This is a genomic window from Curtobacterium sp. VKM Ac-2861, from assembly GCF_013204965.1.
In the GTDB taxonomy this organism is placed as follows: domain Bacteria; phylum Actinomycetota; class Actinomycetes; order Actinomycetales; family Microbacteriaceae; genus Curtobacterium.
Genome location: NZ_JABMLA010000005.1, coordinates 36,862 through 56,583, shown reverse-complemented (window position 1 = coordinate 56,583; position 19,722 = coordinate 36,862). Strand labels below are relative to the sequence as shown.

16 protein-coding genes are annotated in these 19,722 nt (G+C 71.9%); 6 read left to right on the top strand and 10 right to left on the bottom strand.

Going from position 1 to position 19,722, the window contains the following annotated elements; translation table 11 throughout:
* Nucleotides 1-31 precede the first annotated feature (31 nt).
* Nucleotides 32-922: a site-specific DNA-methyltransferase gene (locus tag HQQ88_RS13380; protein WP_173169708.1), complete on the top strand. Its 891-nt coding sequence runs from the start codon at nucleotides 32-34 to the stop codon at nucleotides 920-922.
* A 343-nt stretch (nucleotides 923-1,265) separates the two neighbouring features.
* Here HQQ88_RS13380 and HQQ88_RS13375 read toward each other — a convergent pair whose 3' ends face one another.
* From HQQ88_RS13375 to HQQ88_RS13365, 3 genes are all read right to left on the bottom strand, one after another.
* Nucleotides 1,266-3,728: an MDR family MFS transporter gene (locus HQQ88_RS13375; RefSeq protein WP_173169707.1), complete on the bottom strand. Its 2,463-nt coding sequence runs from the start codon at nucleotides 3,726-3,728 to the stop codon at nucleotides 1,266-1,268.
* A 185-nt stretch (nucleotides 3,729-3,913) separates the two neighbouring features.
* Nucleotides 3,914-5,158 carry a glycosyl hydrolase gene (locus HQQ88_RS13370; protein WP_173169706.1) on the bottom strand — a complete coding sequence of 415 codons (1,245 nt, stop codon included), beginning with the start codon at nucleotides 5,156-5,158 and terminating at the stop codon, nucleotides 3,914-3,916.
* Nucleotides 5,159-5,171: 13 nt separating this feature from the next.
* Nucleotides 5,172-6,218, bottom strand: coding sequence for a LacI family DNA-binding transcriptional regulator (locus tag HQQ88_RS13365; protein ID WP_173169705.1), 1,047 nt, complete (start codon nucleotides 6,216-6,218; stop codon nucleotides 5,172-5,174).
* Nucleotides 6,219-6,339: 121 nt separating this feature from the next.
* Here HQQ88_RS13365 and HQQ88_RS13360 point away from each other — a divergent pair, with 121 nt between their 5' ends.
* From HQQ88_RS13360 to HQQ88_RS13340, 5 genes are read left to right on the top strand one after another with little or no spacing between them, the layout of a single operon-like run.
* Nucleotides 6,340-7,629: an ABC transporter substrate-binding protein gene (locus tag HQQ88_RS13360; RefSeq protein ID WP_173169704.1), complete on the top strand. Its 1,290-nt coding sequence runs from the start codon at nucleotides 6,340-6,342 to the stop codon at nucleotides 7,627-7,629.
* Between the two features lie 30 nt (nucleotides 7,630-7,659).
* Entirely contained in the window at nucleotides 7,660-8,598 is a 939-nt protein-coding gene (locus HQQ88_RS13355) for a carbohydrate ABC transporter permease (RefSeq protein ID WP_123937565.1), read from the top strand.
* A gap of 52 nt (nucleotides 8,599-8,650) precedes the next feature.
* Nucleotides 8,651-9,505, top strand: a complete 855-nt coding sequence (locus HQQ88_RS13350) for a carbohydrate ABC transporter permease (RefSeq protein ID WP_123293697.1) — start codon at nucleotides 8,651-8,653, stop codon at nucleotides 9,503-9,505.
* Nucleotides 9,502-11,862, top strand: a complete 2,361-nt coding sequence (locus HQQ88_RS13345; RefSeq protein ID WP_173169703.1) for a glycoside hydrolase family 3 N-terminal domain-containing protein — start codon at nucleotides 9,502-9,504, stop codon at nucleotides 11,860-11,862. The genes HQQ88_RS13350 and HQQ88_RS13345 overlap by 4 nt, the downstream gene beginning before the upstream one ends.
* Nucleotides 11,850-13,133 carry a glycoside hydrolase family 125 protein gene (locus tag HQQ88_RS13340; protein ID WP_173169702.1) on the top strand — a complete coding sequence of 428 codons (1,284 nt, stop codon included), beginning with the start codon at nucleotides 11,850-11,852 and terminating at the stop codon, nucleotides 13,131-13,133. The genes HQQ88_RS13345 and HQQ88_RS13340 overlap by 13 nt, the downstream gene beginning before the upstream one ends.
* A gap of 39 nt (nucleotides 13,134-13,172) precedes the next feature.
* Here the strand turns inward: HQQ88_RS13340 and pgm are convergent, their stop codons facing one another.
* The 7 genes from pgm to HQQ88_RS13305 form a co-directional block, all read right to left on the bottom strand.
* Nucleotides 13,173-14,792, bottom strand: coding sequence for a phosphoglucomutase (alpha-D-glucose-1,6-bisphosphate-dependent) (pgm, locus tag HQQ88_RS13335; RefSeq protein ID WP_131846971.1), 1,620 nt, complete (start codon nucleotides 14,790-14,792; stop codon nucleotides 13,173-13,175).
* Nucleotides 14,793-14,896: 104 nt separating this feature from the next.
* Nucleotides 14,897-15,142, bottom strand: coding sequence for a hypothetical protein (locus tag HQQ88_RS13330; protein WP_131921225.1), 246 nt, complete (start codon nucleotides 15,140-15,142; stop codon nucleotides 14,897-14,899).
* A 59-nt stretch (nucleotides 15,143-15,201) separates the two neighbouring features.
* Complete coding sequence (locus HQQ88_RS13325) at nucleotides 15,202-15,864, bottom strand: class I SAM-dependent methyltransferase (RefSeq protein WP_123293702.1); 663 nt, start codon at nucleotides 15,862-15,864, stop codon at nucleotides 15,202-15,204.
* Nucleotides 15,861-16,493, bottom strand: coding sequence for a DUF2064 domain-containing protein (locus HQQ88_RS13320; protein ID WP_123293703.1), 633 nt, complete (start codon nucleotides 16,491-16,493; stop codon nucleotides 15,861-15,863). Before HQQ88_RS13320 ends, HQQ88_RS13325 begins: the two co-directional genes overlap by 4 nt.
* Nucleotides 16,490-17,275 carry a glycosyltransferase family 2 protein gene (locus tag HQQ88_RS13315; RefSeq protein WP_367917019.1) on the bottom strand — a complete coding sequence of 262 codons (786 nt, stop codon included), beginning with the start codon at nucleotides 17,273-17,275 and terminating at the stop codon, nucleotides 16,490-16,492. The genes HQQ88_RS13320 and HQQ88_RS13315 overlap by 4 nt, the downstream gene beginning before the upstream one ends.
* A 318-nt stretch (nucleotides 17,276-17,593) precedes the next feature.
* Nucleotides 17,594-18,664, bottom strand: coding sequence for an NAD(P)-dependent oxidoreductase (locus tag HQQ88_RS13310; protein WP_133938299.1), 1,071 nt, complete (start codon nucleotides 18,662-18,664; stop codon nucleotides 17,594-17,596).
* Nucleotides 18,661-19,623: an MTAP family purine nucleoside phosphorylase gene (locus tag HQQ88_RS13305; protein ID WP_173169701.1), complete on the bottom strand. Its 963-nt coding sequence runs from the start codon at nucleotides 19,621-19,623 to the stop codon at nucleotides 18,661-18,663. Before HQQ88_RS13305 ends, HQQ88_RS13310 begins: the two co-directional genes overlap by 4 nt.
* Between the last annotated feature and the right edge of the window lie 99 nt (nucleotides 19,624-19,722).

Genomic DNA, 19,722 nt, shown 5'->3' with positions numbered 1-19,722 from the left:
CTGGCTGCGGTCCGTGCGCCACAATGGTCCCGTGCACACGGGAGACGACCGAGGCCCGGACCGCGTCGTCCTCGGCGACGCCCTCGACGTGACCCCGGCGCTCGCCGACGGGACGTTCACCATCGTGTACCTCGACCCGCCGTTCAACACGGGGCGGTACCAGCGGCGGCATGCTTCGTCCGCGGTGCCGAGCGCCGACGGGCCGGTGATGGGGTTCCACGGACGGACCTACGAGCGGGTCCGCGGTGACCTGATGCGGTTCGACGACCGGTTCGAGGACTACTGGACGTTCCTCGAGCCCCGACTGATCGAGGCCTGGCGACTCCTCACCACCGACGGCACCCTGTACCTGCACCTCGACTACCGCGAGTCGCACTACGCGAAGGTCCTGCTCGACGCGCTGTTCGGCCGCGAGTCGTTCCTGAACGAGATCGTCTGGGCCTACGACTACGGCGCCAAGTCCAAGTCGCGGTGGCCGACCAAGCACGACACGATCCTGGTCTACGTGAAGGACCCGTCACAGTACTGGTTCGACTCGTCGGCGGTCGACCGCGAGGCGTACATGGCGCCGGGGCTCGTCACGCCCGAGAAGCGCGAGCGCGGCAAGCTCCCCACCGACGTCTGGTGGCACACGATCGTGTCGCCGACCGGCAAGGAGAAGACCGGCTACCCGACGCAGAAGCCCGAGGGAGTGCTGCGGCGGATCGTGCAGGCTTCGTCGCGGGAGGGCGACTGGGTGCTCGACTTCTTCGCCGGCAGCGGGACGACCGGCGCGGTGGCCTCGGCGCTCGGGCGGCGGTACGTGCTGGTGGACGACAACCCGGCGGCGATCGACGTGATGCGGAAGCGGTTGCCGGCGGCCTCGTTCGAGGTGGCGGGTGCGGGGCCGGGTGGCCGCGCGGGCGAGGTGCCGGCGGGCTGACGGGCGGCGGTGCGAGTGCGGGTGCGCGGCCGCGCGTGGGTACATTCGGGTGCATCGTGCGACGTTCCACGAGGTGATCGACGCGTGTCCTGTCGGAACATGCGCACGCACACGATGCGGGTGCATGCTGCGACGATCCACGAGGTGATCGACGCGTGGTTCGTCGGAACATGCACATGCACCGAGTGTGCGCGCGCAGTGCGACATCCTCGACGTCGTACGACATCGAGGACGACGCAACCGCGCGCCCGCAACAGTTGCACGCGCGCAGAGACGACAAGGTCGACGTCGTGCGACGTCGACCTCGTCGTTCCGAGTCGGCAGGGCCGACCTGCGCCAGCGCCTACTCGGCCGAGTGCCGCCCGTGCGGGTGCGCGTCGTCGGCGTCGTCCGGGCGGGAGGCCCGACTCGCCTCCGCCGCGTCGGCCCCGGTCGCAGGGGCTCCGGCGTCCACCACCGGGGCAGCGTGCGCAGCCCGGGTCCGGATGGCACCGGTCGTCGTCGGGGGTTCGTCCACGGGCGCTGCCGCCGAGTGCGCGCCGTGCGTTGTGGCGTCGGGCAGGGGCGCGCGAGTGCCGTCCGTGGCGACGTCGTTCGGTAGCACGTCGTTCGGCAGCACCGACACGTCCGAGGATCCCACTGCGCGTGCTGACCGGGGCTGGGCGGGTACGTCGGGCGAGGTCGGCACCGGGTCCGACGACGCGATCGCGGCCGAACCCGATCCGGCGCCGGCAGCACCCGCGCCCGCACCGGCAGCCGCAGCGTCAGCGTCAGCGGTCCGTGCGGCGTCCGCCTGCTCCTGCAGCGCCGAGGTCTTGCGCAGCGGCGGCACCCGGAAGAACCAGGTCAGCACGAACGCGAGCAGGATCACCGCGAGGCCGACGTAGTACACGCGGACGGCCGAGTCGCTGAAACCGACCAGGAACGGACGGGTGAGTCGCTTGTCCGCGCCGTTCAGGAACGAGGTGTCGCTCGTCGCCGCGGAACCGGACGAGCTCGCACTCGAGTCGCCGCTCTTCAGCTGCTTGATGAGCGTCGGGGCGACCTCGTCGACGACGTTCTCGCGCTGTGCCTTGTCCGAGTAGTCGACCTGCAGCGTGCCGTCGACGACGGTCGCGTTCGCCTTGGCCGCAGCCGTCTCGAGGGCCTGCTGCTCGGCGGCCGGCTTGGCGTCGTCGACCTGCTGGGCGATGACGGTGTCGGCTGCGGCGGCGGGGAGCTTGCCGGCCGCGACCTGCTGCTGCACGGCGGCCGTGACCTGCTTCGTGACGGCAGCGTCGGCGGCTTCCTTCGCCTGTACGGCGCCGTTGTTCAGGCCGTCCTGCACGTTCTTCTGCACGGGATCGACGATCTTCGTCCAGATCTGGTCCATCACGCCCTTGTTCTCGGAGGCGTTCGCGACCGAGGGCGTGAGCGCGGCGTTGAGGGCGCTCTTCAGGTCGGTCTCGTTCTGCATCGCCGCGGTGATGTTCGTCGGCATCAGGGTGAACAGGACGGACAGCAGCACGGCGGTGCCCATGGTGCCGCCGATCTGCCGGAAGAACGTCGCGGCGCTGGTGGCGACGCCGATGTCCCGCGGGGACACCGAGTTCTGCGCCGCGAGGGTCAGCGTCTGCATGAGCTGCCCGAGCCCGAGGCCGATGCCGAACATGCCGAGCATCAGGAACCAGAGGGGGCGGTCGGCGGTCAGGAACGTCAGGATCGTGAAGCCGATGGCCGTGAACGCCGTGCCCGTGATCGGGAAGACCTGGTAGTTGCCGGTCCGCGAGATGATCTGTCCCGAGGCGATCGACGAGATCATCAGGCCGAGCACCATCGGGAGCATCGCGAACCCGGACTCGGTCGGGGTGACGCCCTTCACGATCTGCAGGTACAGCGGGATGGTCAGCATCGCGCCGAACATGCCGAAGCCGACGAGCACGGACAGGATCGCGGACATCGAGAACACCCGCGAGCCGAACAGCTTCATCGGCAGGATCGCGTCGCTGCCCATCGCCCGTTCGACGATGATGAACGCGATCAGGCCGGCTGCACCGATGCCGTAGCAGGCGAAGGCGCCGGGGGAGCTCCAGCCCCACTCGCGACCCTGCTCGGCGATGAGCAGCAACGGCACGAGGGTGACGATGACGAGCGTCGCACCCCACCAGTCGATCCGGGGCTTGCCGCGGTCGCCGAACTTCGGCAGGTGCAGGAACGTCAGCACCATGAACAGCGCGATGACGCCGATCGGCACGTTGATCAGGAACACCCAGCGCCAGCCGGAGATGAACAGCAGCTCGCTCGCGCCGGCGAAGACGCCACCGACGAGCGGACCGATCACCGACGAGATGCCGAAGACCGCCAGGAAGTAGCCCTGGTACTTCGCCCGCTCGCGGGGGGCGAGCATGTCGCCCATGATCGCCAGCGGCAGGGACATCAGGCCACCGGCACCGAGACCCTGCAGCGCACGGAACCCGGCGAGCATGAGCATCGAGGTCGAGAACGACGCGAGGAACGACCCGACGATGAAGATGCCGATCGCCGTGATGAACAGCGGCCGCCGACCGAAGATGTCGGAGAGCTTGCCGTAGATCGGCGTCGTCACGGTCGAGGCGATCAGGTACCCGGTGGTGACCCAGGCCTGCTGGTCGAGGCCGTGCAGGTCGTCACCGATCGTGCGGATCGCGGTGCCGACGATCGTCTGGTCGAGGGCGCCGAGGAACATCCCGGCCATCAGGCCGTAGATCACCAACAGGATCTGTCGGTGGTTCATCACGACGTTGGACGCCGTGGTGGGGGCCGCGGGTGCGGTCGCCGTCTGGGTCATGAGCAGGGTCTCCCGGTACCGATGCGCTGGCGAAACGATTTTTGCGCTGCCTGCAAAGTTACATCTGCCGCAAGTGCTCGGTTGCTCAGGAGCGGCTTCCTGTGTGGATCGGCAGTCACGGTACGCCCGGATCGCGGGCTCGGTGACGATCCCGGTCCACGGCCAGGAGGCCCGGCTCGGCCCCGTCAGACCGCTGCGGTCTCCACGACCCGGGTCACACCGCGTGCCGCCAGCGCCGCGGGCTCGGCTGCGGTCCGGCTCGTCACGACGGCCACTGCCTCGCCGGCGGCGCGCAGGCGGTGCCAGCGCTCGAAGACGGTGCCGCCCGGTGCCAGGTCCGCCCGACGGATCGGCAGGTCGGCCTCGTCGACGTCGACCACGACGGCACTCGTCCGCGGGGTCGGGAGCGGGGCGGAGCGTCGTGCGTCGGCGACGACCTCGGCGTAGCGCCGGCCGAGCGGCTTCACGCGGTTGTCGACGTCGAGCAGACCGAGCGAGTACTCCAGGTCCTTGAAGTCGCCCAGGTCGCGGGAGACGTCGTGGGAGCACCACCACGTGACCGCGTGCAGGCGCTCGGTCGTGAGGGCCGCGGCGACCGTGCGCTCGAGGAACTCGGGCATCTCGGACTCGGCGAGGTGCCGGTCGGGCGCCCCGACCTCCTGCAGCCAGACGGGCCGCTCGAGGTCGGTGGCGAAGGCGCGAGCGAGCTCGATCATCCACTCGGCGTGCCGGACGGACTCGTCGGAGAGTGCGCCGTACCGACCGGCCACCCCGTTGAAGATCCAGGAGTGCACGGTCGTGACGTCTCCGAGCCGGCTGGCGTGCGCCGGCACGAACGGGTGGCCGTCGCGGTACCAGAGGTGGTCGTTCTCGGAGTGCGTGACGACGTGCCGCGGGTCCTTGTCGCGGGGTGCGCCGAGCAGGGACTCGAGCCAGTGCGTCACCTGCGCGGTGTCGGCGGGCATCGCGGCGGGGTTCGGGGGCTGGAACTGGTTGAGCTCGTTGCCCAGGGTCAGCCCGGTGAAGTTCGGGCGGTCGCGCACCGCGTCGTACACGGCGGCGACCAGGGCAGCCTGCGCGTCGATCGCCGGCTGGTCGGTGAACATGTTGCCGTCGTGCCAGTTCACGAGCCACGCGGGGACGAAGTCGAAGCCGGACATGTGCCCCTGGACGACGTCGACGCTGGCGTCCAGCCCGAACTCGGCGGCGATGTCGACCACCAGGGCCACGTCGTCGAGGGCGCGTCGGCGGATGAGCGTGCGGTTCGGCTGCAGGGTCGGCCACAGCGGGAACAGCCGGACGTGGTCGAGGCCGAGGGTGGCGATCGCCTCGAGGTCGCGGCGGATCGCTGATTCCTCCACCGACTGCCACTGGAACATCCAGTCGGTCGAGGGCACGTAGTTCACGCCGAAGCGCGTGGCGGTGGTCATCGGTCTCCTTCGATCAGGGAACGGTGGCGGCGGCTGGGGCGGGGCCGGTCGAGCCGCGGACGTGCAGGGCCCGCCCGCCGACCTCGGCATCGGTGACCTCGTCGCCCCGGACGAGTCGTTCGACCAGGGCGACGGCGGTGCGGGCGGACTCCTCGACGGGGGCGTCGAGGGCGGTCAGCGACGGACGCACGATCGACGAGACCCACGAGTCCTCCCACGCGACGACGGACAGGTCCTCGGGCACGCGGACACCGAGCTCGGGGGCGTGCGCGATCACCTCGGCCGCGATCGCCTCGCCGTCCAGGACGATCGCCGTGGCGCGGTCCAGTCGGGCGAGCAGGTCGGCCACCGGGTCCTCGGCGTCGGCTCGCCACCCGAGCACGAGCGCGTCCACGCCCCGGCGCGCGGCTGCGGCGGTGAAGCGGGCGTCGCGGGCGCCGGTGTGCGCGAGCGCCGGGCCGTCCCCGACGCGGGCGATCCGGCGGTGCCCGAGCGAACCGAGGTGGTCCAGCAGGGACTCGGTCGCGTCGGCGTCGCCCACCGTGACCGCCGGGACGGTGCTGCCGGCGATCGGTGCGCCGAGCATGACGGCCGGGGCTGCCAGGTGCTGCAGCATCGGGATGCGGGGGTCGTCGGTGCGGACGTCGACGAGCAGGAAGCCGTCGACCCGCTGCTCGGTCCACCACTGCCGGTAGACGGCGGCTTCGTCGTCGGCCTGCACGAGGGTGACGGACAGCGACCACCCGATCGCGGCGAGGGGTTCGGTCAGCCCGGCGATCAGCCGCATCGTGAACGGGTCGCGCTGGAAGGTGTCGCGTGAGCGGGCGAGGACCAGTCCCAGGCTGCGACCCGCGTTGCCGGAGAGCTTGCGGCTCGCCAGGTTCGGCCGCCAGTTCAGGTCGTCGGCGGCCTTGCGGATCCGGGCCGCGGTGGCGGCGGACACGTTCGGCCGCCCGTTGAACACGTGCGAGACCGCCGAGGTCGAGACGCCGGCGCGCTTGGCGACCTGCGCGATGGTCACGCGGCGTCGGTCGACGGCTCCGGCGGTGGTGTCGCTCATGCCGTCGAGCGTAGAGGCTTGACCACCTCGTGTAAAGCGGTATACGTTGCTCGTCACCTGAAGTACACCGCTGTACCAAATGCATCGCGATCGCTCCACCATCCACTGCCAGGGAGGCACCGTGACGGACGGCATCAGTAGGCGCACCCTCATCGGGGCCGGGCTCGGCGCCGGCATCCTCGCGCCGATCCTGGCCGGGTGCAGCGCGCTCACCCCGGCCTCGAGCGGCCCCGGCACGCTGAGCGTGCACACCCAGCTCAGCGGCGCGGTCGCGGGTGCGCAGACGTTCACGGACGTCGTCGCCGCCTACCGCCGCCGCACGGACCGCAAGGTCGCCCTGCTGTCGAACGGGTCCGACCTGCCGATCGTCTTCGAGACGAGTTCCCTCGCCGGCAAGGAAGCCGACGTCGCGATCGTGAACATGGTCGGGCGGACGTTGTCCTGGACGGGTGAGGACGCCACGATCGACGTCTCCCGGTTCCTCGACGAGTGGGACCTGCGCGACAAGATCATCCCCGAGGCGCTCGAGGAGTGGACCGACGACCAGGGCCGGCTCCGGGCGTTCCCGTTCACCCGGACGAACTGGCCGGTGTCGTTCAACACGGCGCTGCTCGAACAGGCCGGTGTCAGCGAGATCCCGACGACCTCGGACGCGCTCATCGCCGCAGCCGACCGCCTGCGCTCCGCCGGCATCGGGCCGGTCACCGTCGGCGGGTCGGACTGGAGCGGGCAGAAGCTCCTCATGCAGGTGATCCAGGGGTTCGTGTCCCAGGACGAAGCGGCGAAGGTCTTCTCCACGGGCAGGATCTCGGAGAGCGCCGGTGCGGTCCGCGGCGTCGAGCACTTCGTCGAGCTCCGCGACGCCGGGGTCTTCGTGGACTCGGTGCAAGGGTTCACCTCGGACTCTGAACTGACGCAGTTCACCACGCGCAAGGCCGCGATCGTCCCCGCGATGTCCTCCGCCCTGGCGCTGGTGTCGAAGGAACGCGCGAAGGAGGTCACGGTGGGCGGCTGGCCGGTCCCCTCACAGCACGCGGCCATCGCGCACCCGAGCGTCATCAAGAGCTACAACGGGCACGGCATCTGGATCAGCGAGAACGGCCGGGCGAAGCTCGACCTCATCAAGCCGTTCGTGCAGTACCTGTACTCGTCGGCGGTGACGACCGAGTTCGTCCTCGACTCCGGCCGCGACATGAGCCGGATCACCGACACCGTCAGCCGCGACTTCCCGCTCGTCGCCCAGGCGTCGAAGCTCACCGACGACCAGGTCACCCCGGTGATGCTGCCCGACCTGCTCGTGCCCGACTCGGCGTACGAGCCGATGATCCGTGCGACCAGCCTGGCGTACGGCTCGGGCACCTCGGCCGACCGCATCATCGACCTCTTCGAGCGCGCCTACACGGCCGCCTGACCCACCCGACCCTGCGAGAAGGAGCTCCCCATGGCAGTGCTCGTCGAGGAACCACCCGTCCGGTCGGCGTCGACCCCGCCCGGACCTGTCCGCCGCGGATCCCGCGCCGTCGGCAGCACCCGCGGCAGCTTCCCGACCTTCGCGATCCCGGCGCTGGTCTGGTACGGCCTGTTCATGATCGGGCCGGTCGTCGCGATGATCGTGATCGCCTTCCTGAGCTGGCCCGGCATGCTCGTCTCACCGACGTTCGCGGGGCTCGACAACTTCCGGGTGCTGTTCTCCGACGAGACGTTCTGGGCCGCGGTCCGGAACAGCACGGTGCAGATCGTGGTGGGGCTGCCGATCATGATCGTGCTGGCGTTCCTGCTCGCCTTCCACGTCGTGCAGAAGCCGCGCGGGCACAAGGTGCTCCGCTACCTGCTCTTCATCCCGGCGCTCATCTCGGCACCGGCCACGGCGATGATGTTCTACGCGATGCTCAATCCCGACGGCCTGGTCAACGGGGTGCTCGCGACGCTCGGCATCGGCGGCAAGGCCTGGCTGGCCGACCCCGCGACCGCCCTCGGCGCGCTCATCGTCGTCGACCTGTGGGCCGGCATCGGGTACTCGGCGGTGCTCATCGCGAGCCGGCTCGACGGCGTCGACACCGAGGTCGTGCAGGCCGCCCGCATGGACGGCGCCGGATCGTGGCGGCTGGCGTGGGGTGTGTACTGGCCGATCGCCCGCGACTTCATCGGGGTGGTGGCGATGCTGCAGTTCCTGTCGATGCTCTTCAGCTCGGCGCAGAACGTGCTCCTGCTGACCCAGGGCGGCCCGGGCACCGCGACCACGACGCTGTCGTACCTCGTGTACCAGAAGGCGTTCGTCGACACCGACCTCGGCTACAGCCAGGCCGTCGGCGTCGTCCTGTTCGTGCTCGGACTCGCCGGGATGTTCGTCATCCGCCGCGTCCTGCGCAAGACCCACTGACCGTGACACCCCTGACCGACCGCCCCTGACCGACAGACCCCGGGAGACCACCATGGCGAAACCCACCGCCGGCATCCGGCTGCGTGACCGGATCGGTTCCATCACGAGCGGCACCGTGGCGTGGATCTACGCCGCCCTGCTGATCCTGCCCTTCTACTACTTCGTGGTGTCGTCGTTCAAGGACAACGACGGCATCTTCGAGTCCCCGTTGGCGCTGCCCGCGTCGTGGGACCTGTCGAACTTCACCGAGGCGATCCGCCAGGCCTCGCTCGGACCGGCCATCGCGAACTCGGCGATCACGACGGTGGCGGCCCTGGTGCTGACCCTCGTCCTCGCGCTGCCGGCGTCGTTCGCCCTCGCCCGGGCCACCGGCCGCGCCGGACGGATCGTCGAGGGACTCTTCTCGCTCGGGTTCCTCATCCCGTCGTTCGCGGCGCTGTTCCCGACGTTCCTGCTCGCCGCCGGGATGGGGCTGTTCCACACCCGGACGTTCCTCGTGCTCCTGCTGCCGGCGACCGCGATGCCCCTGGCCGTCGTGATCCTGACGCAGTTCATGCGGACGATCCCGCGCGAGCTGGAGGAGGCTGCGTCGATGGACGGCGCCTCGGCGTGGCAGGTGATGCGCCAGGTGTACCTGCCGATCTGCATCCCGGGTATCGCCACGGTGCTGCTGCTGAACTTCCTGTCGTTCTGGAACGAGTACCTGTACGCCCTGGTGCTCATCGGTCCGGACACCGCGCAGCGGACGATCCAGGTGGCGCTCCCGACGCTGAAGGTCGATGCCGGCACCGACTACGGGATGCTCATGGCCGGCACGCTGTTCACGCTGCTGCCGGTGTACCTCGTGTACTCGATCCTGCAGCGCCAGATGCAGCGCGCCCTGGTCTCCGGAGCGATCAAGGGATGACCGAGCACCCGACCGCGCGCCCGACCGAGCACCCGACCGCGCGCCCGACCGAGCACCCGACCGCGACGAGCCTCGACGTCCGCGCCCGCATCGGCCAGCTCAACCAGCGCCTCAAGGGCTGGGAGGCCGTCCGCTGGGTCGACGGCCGCCCTCGGATCACCGACGTCCTGCGCGCCGAGGTCGACCGGTGGGGCGGGATCGGCGCGGTCTACGGAGTGCTCCGCGCCGACCCCTGGTCCGGTGTGCACTGGGGCAACGGCATCCCGCCCGAACGCTCCGCCGAGGCCTACGCCGCCGTGCAGGACCACGTCGTCGCGCACAGTGACGGCGGCGTCCCGACGCTCTTCGTGGAAGAGGTCCCGCACGGGCTGCAGGCCCTCGGCGGCACGACGGTGCCCGTGAACCTCGCCCTCGGCGCCGCGATGGACGAGCAGCTCGTCGAGGACCTCGCGGCCGCGGTCGCCGCCGAGGTCCGCGCCCGCGGCACCCACGTCGCCCTCGTCTCCGGGCTCGACGTCCTGCGCGATCCCCGATGGGGTCGGAGCGAGGAGTGCTGGTCGGAGGACGCCGCGCTCGTCACGATCATGGTCGCCGCCACCGTCCGGGGCATGCAGGGCGGCGGTCCGGGCCCGATCGACGACCGGCACGTCGCGGTCGTCGCGAAGCACCTGGCCGGGCAGGGCGCCGGCATCGGCGGGCGGAACGGCTCCGGTGCTCCGATCGGCCGCCGCGAGCTCGCCGAGGTGCACCTGCCGCCGGCGCTCGCCGCGGCACGCGAACACGTCGCCGGGTTCATGGCGGCGTACAACGACGTCGACGGGGTGCCGTGCTGCGGCAACCGCGACCTGCTCACCACCACGATCCGCGACACGTGGGGCTGGGACGGGCTCGTGATGGCCGACGGCACCGCCATCGACCGGCTGCGCGACGTCGCCCCCGACCCGGCCTCGGCGGCTGCGCTCGCGCTCCGTGCCGGGGTCGACCTGAGCCTGTGGGACGAGTCCTACACGCACCTCGACGAGGCACTGGACCGGGGCCTGATCAGCACCGACGACCTCGACCAGGCGGTGGACCGCGTGCTCGCCCTGAAGCGCCGCGTCGGCCTGCTCGCGACACCGACACCAGCACCACCAGCGACACCTGCACCTGCACCAGCACCCGGCCCAGCCGAGAACGCCGAGCCACCGGAACGCGCGACCATCGCGCTCGCTGAACGCGCCGCTCACCGCGCCGTGGTCGCCCTGGGCGGAGCACTGCCCGCGATCGCACCCGACGCCGTCGTCGCCGTGGTCGGCCCGAACGCCGACGACGTCGACGCCCTGCTCGGCGACTACTCACCCCCGCGGCCGCCCGTCGACCCCGGTGCGTCCACCGTCCGCTCCGCCCTGGAGGCCCGGCTCGGCCCCGCCCGGATCCGCACCGCCCGGGGCAGCGGGCTCCGACAGCCCCTGCCGGGCCCCGACGGGCTCCTCGCGGTCCGCACGGCGCTCCTCGGCGCCGACGTGGCGGTGGTGGTGCTCGGCGGCTCGAGTCGTCGCGCGTACGACGACGGCTTCGAGGACAACGGCGCCGTCAGCGGTCCGGCACCGGACACCACGAACGGCGAGGGGGTCGACCTGGCCTCGATCGCCGTGCCCGACGCGCAGCTCGACGTGCTCCGCGCCGCCCGCGAGAGCGGTCTGCCGGTCGTCGCGGTCGTCGTCGACGGTCGACCACGGGTCCTGACCGAGGTGCTCGCCCTGGCCGACAGCGTGCTCGTCGTGCCGTTCCCGGGGCCCTCCGGCGGTCGAGCCGTCGCGGACGTGCTGTTCGGCGCCCCGGCCGAGGGGCGACTCCCCGCGACGTGGCCCGGCGCCGACGGCGTCCTGCCCGTGGCGCACGACGAACGCCTCGAGACGGCGCGCGGCTACGTCGACGCGACCAGCCGCTCGACCGTGACCGGTGCACCCGGGCCGGGTGGCGGGGTGGACGTCCGCCTGGCGGAGGGGAGCGACGCGGTGACTGCTGTGCGCCTCCTGGCCGGGGGCACGGTGACCGTCCCGGTGACGGTGCGCAACACGTCGGACGCACCCCGTCGGGTCTCGGTGCCCCTGTGGGGGCGGCGGCGTGAACCCGGTGTCCGTCCGCGGCGACGACGACTGCTCGCCCTGGTGACGGTCGACGTGCCCGCCGGTGGGACCGTCGACACCGCGTACGCGCTCGGACTCGATGCGCTCGGCACGTGGGACGCTGGTCTCCGGCTCGGTGCACGGCCGCTCGAACTCGACTGCTGGACGGACGACGTGCTCGATCCACCCGGGTCGACGCGGACCGTCCGCGTCACCGACGGACAGGAGTCAGTGCGATGGGTGTCGTGACGCAGACGCAGCTCGAGGAGATCACGCCGACGCTGGTGGCGGCCGCCGACCGGGTCCGGGCCGCGGTCGGCACCGAGGTCGGCGACCGCGTGGAGCGCGCGCTCGTCCGCACGCTGCGGGACACGATCTCGCTCGACGACGACGGCGCCTTCGTGATCACGGGGGACATCCCGGCGATGTGGCTCCGCGACTCGACGACGCAGATGACGCCGTACCTGCGGTTCGTGGCGGACGACCCGGCGCTCGCGGACCTGCTCTGGGCGGTCGTGCGGCGGCAGTTCCGGCTGATCGAGCACGACCCCTACGCGAACTCGTTCAACCGCGAGCCGAACGGCGCGCACTACGACCCCGACGACCTCAACGCCGACCCGCTGGTGTGGGAGCAGAAGTACGAGGTCGACAGCCTGGCCTACCCGGTGACCTTCGCGCACGCGCTGTGGCGGGCGACCGGGTCGACCGCGGTGCTCGACGAACGGGCGCACCGGGTGTTCCGGACGATCGTGACGCAGTGGCGGGCCGAGCAGGACCACGACGCCTCGGCCTACCGGTTCGTGCGCGACGGGGCGATCCCGACCGAGACCCTGATGCGCGACGGCCGTGGCACCCCGGTCGCGGTGACGGGCATGACGTGGTGCGGGTTCCGCCCGTCGGACGACGCCTGCACGTACGGCTACAACGTTCCGGCGAACCTCTTCGCCGCCGAGGCGCTGCTCGCCGTCGCCGCCATCGCCCGGGACGTCTGGTCCGACACCGGCCTGGCGGACGACGCCGACGTGCTGCGCGCGAGCATCCTGGACGGCGTCCGGCAGCACGGCGTCGTGCCCGGGCCCGCGGGGGAGGACGTCTACGCCTACGAGGTCGACGGGCTGGGCGGCGTGCTGCTCATGGACGACGCGAACACCCCGTCGCTGCTGTCCCTGCCGTTGTCGGCGCCGTCGGTGCTCGACGACTCGGTGTGGGCGGCGACGCGGGACTTCGTGCTGTCACCGGCGAACCCGTACTGGTTCAGCGGCACCGCGGCCGCCGGTGTCGGCAGCCCACACACGTTGCCGCAGCGGGTGTGGCCGATCGCCCTGGCGGTCGATGGGCTGGTTTCCGGGTCGCCAGCGCGCCGTCGGGAGCTGCTCGACGTGCTCGTGGCGACCGACGGCGGGACCGGCGACATGCACGAGTCGTTCGACGTCGAGGACCCGACGCAGTTCTCGCGCCCGTGGTTCTCGTGGGCCGACGCGATGTTCTGCGAACTGGCACTGGCGGCGGCCGAGGACTGATCCTCGGCCGCCGCCAGTGCGGGTCCTGCGGGTGACCGACTAGGCGCCGAGTGCGGCGTCCACGATCTCCTTGGCCTCGCGCTGCACCTGCTCCAGGTGCTCCTGCCCGACGAAGCTCTCGGCGTAGATCTTGTAGACGTCCTCGGTGCCGGACGGTCGTGCGGCGAACCAGGCCTTGTCGGTGACGACCTTGACGCCGCCGACGGCCGCGTCGTTGCCGGGGGCCTTCGACAGCTTCGCGGTGATCGGGTCGCCCGCAAGGGTCTCGGCGGTGATGGCGTCGCCGTCGAGCTTCGACAGGCGTGCCTTCTGCTCCTTCGAAGCCGCGGCGTCGACGCGCTGGTAGACCGGGTCGCCGAAGCGCTCGGTCAGCTCGACGTACAGCTGCGAGGGGGTCTTGCCGGTGACGGCGACGATCTCGGACGCCAGGAGCGCCAGGATGATGCCGTCCTTGTCGGTGGTCCACGCCGTGCCGTCGGTGCGCAGGAACGACGCCCCGGCGGACTCTTCGCCACCGAACGCGACGGAGCCGTCGATCAGGCCGGGCACGAACCACTTGAAGCCGACCGGGACCTCCCAGAGACGGCGCCCGAGCGATTCTGCGACGCGGTCGATGATGCTCGACGACACCAGGGTCTTGCCGATCGCGGCGTCGTCGCGCCAGGCCGGACGGTGTGCGTAGAGGTACTCGATCGCGACGGCGAGGTAGTGGTTCGGGTTCATCAGGCCGCCGTCGGGCGTGACGATGCCGTGCCGGTCGGAGTCGGCGTCGTTGCCCGTCAGGACGTCGAACTCGTCCTTGTGCGCCAGGACCGAGGCCATCGCCGAGGGGCTCGACGGGTCCATCCGGATCTTGCCGTCCCAGTCGAGCGTCATGAACGACCAGGTCGGGTCGACGTCCGGGTTCACGACGGTCAGGTCGAGGCCGTAGTGGTCGCGGATGAGGTTCCAGTACGGCAGCGATGCACCACCGAGCGGGTCGGCGCCGATCTTCACCCCGGCACGCTTGATCGCGGCGATGTCGATGATGTTCTCGAGGTCGGCGACGTAGGTGTGCAGGAAGTCGTAGCGGTCGGGGGTGGCGTGCTCGGTGCGCTGCACTTCGGCGTTGCCACCCTCGATGATCGCGTTCGCCCGGTTGGCGATCCAGCTCGTGGCGTCGCTGTCGGCGGGGCCGCCGTGCGGGGGGTTGTACTTGAAGCCGCCGTCGCGGGGCGGGTTGTGGCTCGGCGTGATGACGATGCCGTCCGCCGTGTCGGGGTTGCCGGCGCGGTTGTAGCGGATGATCGCGTGGCTCAACGCCGGGGTCGGCACGTAGCCGTTGTCGCTGTCGGCCAGGACGTGCACGCCGTTGGCGGCCAGGACCTCGAGTGCGGTGCGCTCGGCGGGGCCGGACAGGGCGTGGGTGTCGCGCCCGATGAACAGCGGGCCGTCGGTGCCCTGCGACTGCCGGTACTCGACGATCGCCTGCGTGATCGCGGCGATGTGGGTGTCGTTGAAGGCGGAGTCGAGCGAGGAGCCGCGGTGGCCGGAGGTGCCGAACACGACCTGCTGCTCGGCGACGGAGACATCGGGCACACGGTCGTAGTAGGCGGCGACGAGCGCGTCGATGTCGACGAGGTCGTCTGCGGTCGCGGGGGTGCCGGCGCGGTCGTTCATGGGTCCATCCTGGCATCGCGCACCCGGACGCGTCCGGCCGGCGCACAGCCCGGGCCGCAGAGCGCGGCCAGAGCCGTGTTCGCCGACCGGGGCGACGGCACGGCTCAGGCGGTGCGGAAGGAGCCGGTCGCCGTGCGGAACGAGCCGGTGGCCGTGCGGGTGGAGGCGGTCCAGGTGCCGGGACGCGACCGCTGCACGTCGGTGAAGCGCCCGAGGCGTCCGGTGATCGGCGCACCCGTGTAGGTGCCGACCGAGTCGATGGAGCGGGTGCCCGTGAAGGACCCGCGCTCGTCGCGGCCGCGGAGTCCGGACACGAAGGTGCCGCCGAGCGGGAAGGTGCTGTTCGTCATGCGCTCGACCGTACGTGACTGTCTTGCATGATGCAAAAGAAGTGCACGAATGTGCGCGATCAGGCCATGAGCTCGCAGAAGCTCCGGCCCGCGACCGTCCAGCTCTGCCGCGCCACGAGCCCGGCGTCCGCCGCGTGCCGGTGCAGCGCGTCGAGTCCGACCTCGGCCCAGGGGAACCCGGCGCTCTCGTGGCCGTCGGCGTCCACCACGCGGGCGGTGTACACCCGGTCGGCCAGCGGGTCGGGGTTCGTCTCGACGATCACCCGGCCACCGGCGCGGACGATCTCGCCGCAGCGCTCGAGCAGGGCGGCGGGGTCGCCACCGATGCCGATGTTGCCGTCGATGACCAGGGCGGTGTCCCAGTGGCCCTCGTCGGGGACCGCGTCGAACACCGATCCCTGGATCGCGGTGCCACCGGACCGCTGGGCGATCGCCACGGCCTCGGCGGAGACGTCCACGCCGAGTGCGGGGATGCCGCGGTTGCGCGCGGCGACGAGCATCCGCCCGGGGCCGCAGCCGATGTCGATCACGGGGCCGTCGGCGTCGTCGAGCAGCGAGCGGTCGACCCGGTCAGCCGCGGCGCTCCACCGGCCGACGTCCATCGTCGTGACGACGTCGGGGCGGTCCGGGTCGGTCAGCCGGAGCCGTCCGTCGGAGCGCAGCGCCCGGGCGTAGGGCTCGCCGCCGCCGGCGCCGAAGGAGACGGGTGCGTGCATGGTCATCGGAGACTCCCCGCGGTCTCGGCACGGAGTGCCTGGGTGAAGCCGGAGTCCGGCGCGAGTTCGGCGACGCGTTCGGCGTCGGGCATCGTGTCGACGTCGAGCAGCTCGCCGAGGATCCCGACGTCGAGGCCGGCGTCGGTCAGACGTGCGAGCTGGACGGCGCCGGTGTCGTCCTGCGACATCGGGACGCCCCGGAGCAGATCGCCGGTCGGGGCCTGCAGGTACAGCGACCAGAAGCCGCCGTCCTCGGCGGGGCCGAACCACGCGTCGCGCTCGGGCCGGTCGAACACCGGGGCGAGCGCGTCGGTGGACACCTGCGGGGTGTCCATCCCGACGAGGAGCAACGGGCCGTCGATGGCGTCGAACAGGAACCCGAGGCGCTCGTCGAGCCCGCCGCCGGGCTGGTGGAGGACGTCGAAGCCCTCGGCCGACTCCGGGACGACGTCGCCATCGAAGAACAGCACGCGGCGCTCTGCGGGCAGGGCGCGGACGGTCGACAGGGTGTCGGCGAGGCTCGCGGACGCCACACGGGCGGCACCCTCGGGGGAGAGCGCCGGGGTCAGCCGAGTCTTCACCTTGCCGGGCAGGCACTCCTTCGCGACCACGGCCACGGTGATGCCGGCGGTCATGCGCGCGTCCCCTCGACCGAGGCGGTGACGGGTGCGGAGTCGGGCCGTGCCGCGGAACCGGTCGCGGCGGTGGAGCCGGCCACGTGGCGGACGGACGCCGGGGCGACGACCCGGACACGGGCCTCCCGGCGGTACGCGCGCAGCAGGCGGGTCATGTCGCGGACCGCGTTGATGGTGCCGCGGAGCGTCCCGGTCACCTTGCTGTCGCCGATGCGCTGCGCGTAGCCGATGTCGGACTCGTCGACGCGCCAGCCGGACGCGTGCGCGGCCAGGACCATCTCGAGCGGGTAGCCGCTGCGGCGATCCTGCAGGTCCAGGGTGACGAGGTCCTCGCGGCGCATGACGCGCATCGGGCCGAGGTCGCGCAGGCGGTAGCCGGTCGCGCGGTGCATGAGGACGGCGAGGACGCGGTTCGCGAACCGGGCGTGCGGCGCCCACGCGCCCTTGCTCGTCGGGACACGTCGGCCGAGCGCCAGGTCGACGCGGCCGCTCGCGACGCGGTCGACGAGCGGCGGCAGTTCGGCGGGGTCCATCGAGGCGTCCGCGTCGCAGAAGGCGACGAAGTCGGCGGTGGCGGCCGCGACGCCCGCGGCGCAGGCGGAGCCGAAGCCCTTCACCGGTTCCGTGACGACGAGGGCGCCGTGGGCGCGGGCGACGTCGGCGGAACCGTCGGTCGAGCCGTTGTCCACCACGATCGCGCGGTAGCCCTCCGGGAGGCGTGCGATCACCTTCGGCAGGGCATCGGCCTCGTCGAGGCACGGGAGGATGACGTCGACACTCATGTCCGTCATTCGGTGCCGGTCGTCAGATCGACGGGTGTGTCCTGTCATGCACTCGACGTAACACGACGACGCGCGTCGGGGTACAGGAAATCTGTACCCGATGGTCAGTCAGCGCACTGTTTCGGGGCGGGGTCCCCAGAACGGGGGACAAGCGGACGGGAGGCCCGTGGCGGGCGTTCGTGTCGGGTCGCGTCCGCCGCGTGGTCGCGCTGGGCGCGGGGCGCGCGGGGCGCGCGGGGCGCGCGGTGCGCGCGCTTCGTGAGCAGGAATGGTCGGGTCGCGTCCGCCGACCCGACCATTCCTGCTCACGAAGTGGGGCTACTGGACGGCGCTCCGGAGGGGAGCGGTCGCGAAGTCGCGCATGCCGGCCGCGAAGTCGACCTCGGCGCGCCAGCCGAGCTCGTCGGCGATGCGGTCCGAGCTCGCCGTGACGTGGCGGACGTCGCCCAGGCGGTACTCGCCAGTGACGACCGGCTGGGGGCCGTCGGGGCCCGCGATCGCAGCGGCCATGTCGCCGATCGTGTGCACGACGCCGGACCCGACGTTGTACGCGCGGAACGAGTCGGCGGGCAGGTCGGCGGTCGCGGCGATCGAGGCGGCGTTCGCTCCGGCGACGTCGTCGACGTGCACGAAGTCCCGGCGCTGGGCGCCGTCCTCGAAGACGCGGGGGGCCTCGCCGCGGGCCAGTGCCGAGCGGAACAGTGAGGCGACACCGGCGTAGGGGGTGTTCGCGGGCATGCCGGGTCCGTAGACGTTGTGGTAGCGGAGCGCGATCGCCCGGCCGCCCGTCGCGCGCGCCCAGCTCGAGGCCAGGTGCTCCTGCGCGACCTTCGTCTGCGCGTACACGTTGCGGGGGTCGAGCGCGGCGGACTCGTCGATCAGTCCGGGCAGCAGGGGGTGACCGTCCGCGCCGATCGGGTCGAAGCGACCGGCATCGAGGTCCTCGCGGCGGCGGGCCGGCGGCCGGACGGGCTCGCCGTCGGACGTCGTGTACGCACCCTCGCCGTAGACGACCATCGAACTCGCGACGACGAGTCGGCCGATGTCGTGCCGGTCCATGCCGGCGAGGACGTACGCGGTGCCGGCGTCGTTCGACGAGACGTAGTCGGGGGCGTCCTGGAAGTCGACGCCGAGGCCGACCTTGGCGGCCTGGTGGCAGACGACGTCGACGCCGTCGAGCGCGGCGTCGAGCGAGACCCGGTCGCGGACGTCGCCGTGCACGAACTCGATGCCCTGCTGCTGGTGGGCGCGCACGACCTCGCCGGGGTCGCCGTGGACGTCGTCGCGGAGGGAGTCGAGGACGCGGACCTCGTGGCCGTCGGCCAGCGCGCGGCGGACGATCGCAGAGCCGATGAAGCCGGCGCCGCCGGTGACGAGCAGGCGGGTCATGCGGCGGTGCCCGTGGTGGTGGTGGGTCCCGGGGTCGCGGCGGTGGGCTGGGTCTGCATAATGCTGGCGCTGGCGCTCGCCGGGACGAGTTCGCGCGGCGTGAAGTCGGCGGGGATCGCGCCGACGATCCCGCCGATGGCGCGGACGATCACCTCGTTGGCGCGGGCGAGACGCTCCATCACGAGGGCGTGGGTGACGGGTGCGCCGGCGTCGTCGGCTGCGTCGCCCGTGGCCGCTGTGCCCGCCGTGGCCGCTGCGTCCGCCGTGGCCGCGTGGGCGGCTGCGGCTGCGGCTTCGTCCTCGGTCGGGGCCAGGCCGGCGTCGGCGTCGGTGACGAACGACAGGTTGACGGTCGCGATGCCGAGCTCGGCGGCGAGCGGGACCTCGGGGGTCATCGTCATGTTGATGGTGTGGCCGCCGGCCTCGCGCAGCCAGACGGACTCGGCGCGCGTCGAGAAGCGGGGGCCCTGGATGACCACGCACGTGCCGGTCGGACGGAACGGCACGTCGAGTGCTGCGATCGCGTCGACGGCCGCGCGGCGCAGCGTCGGGTCGAACGGGTCGGCGAACGACAGGTGCTGGACGTCCTCCTCGAAGAACGTGTCCGCGCGGCCGAAGGTGCGGTCGATGAGCTGGTCGGTCACGACGAAGGTGCCCGGGGCGTAGTCGGGGTGCAGACCACCGACGGCGCTCGAGGACACGATCGCCCGGACGCCCAGGGAGCGGAGCGCCCAGAGGTTCGCGCGGTGGTTGATGCGGTGCGGGGCGACGGAGTGCTCACGACCGTGCCGGGTGAGGAACGCGACCCGACGTCCGGACATCGTGCCGATGCTGATCGGGCTCGACGTCGGGCCGAACGGCGTCGGCACGTCCAGTTCCTCGGCGGTCCCCTCCTCGAACAGCTGGTAGAGGCCGGAGCCCCCGATGACACCGATCGTCACGGCTTCGTCGTTCTCCACAGGTCCTCCGAAAGGTCGTCGGCGCGGTCTGCGCGCTGGATACGCTACTGACGCCGGCCCCGGACGAACCGGGAGCGGCGACACCATCCCTGTTCGGAG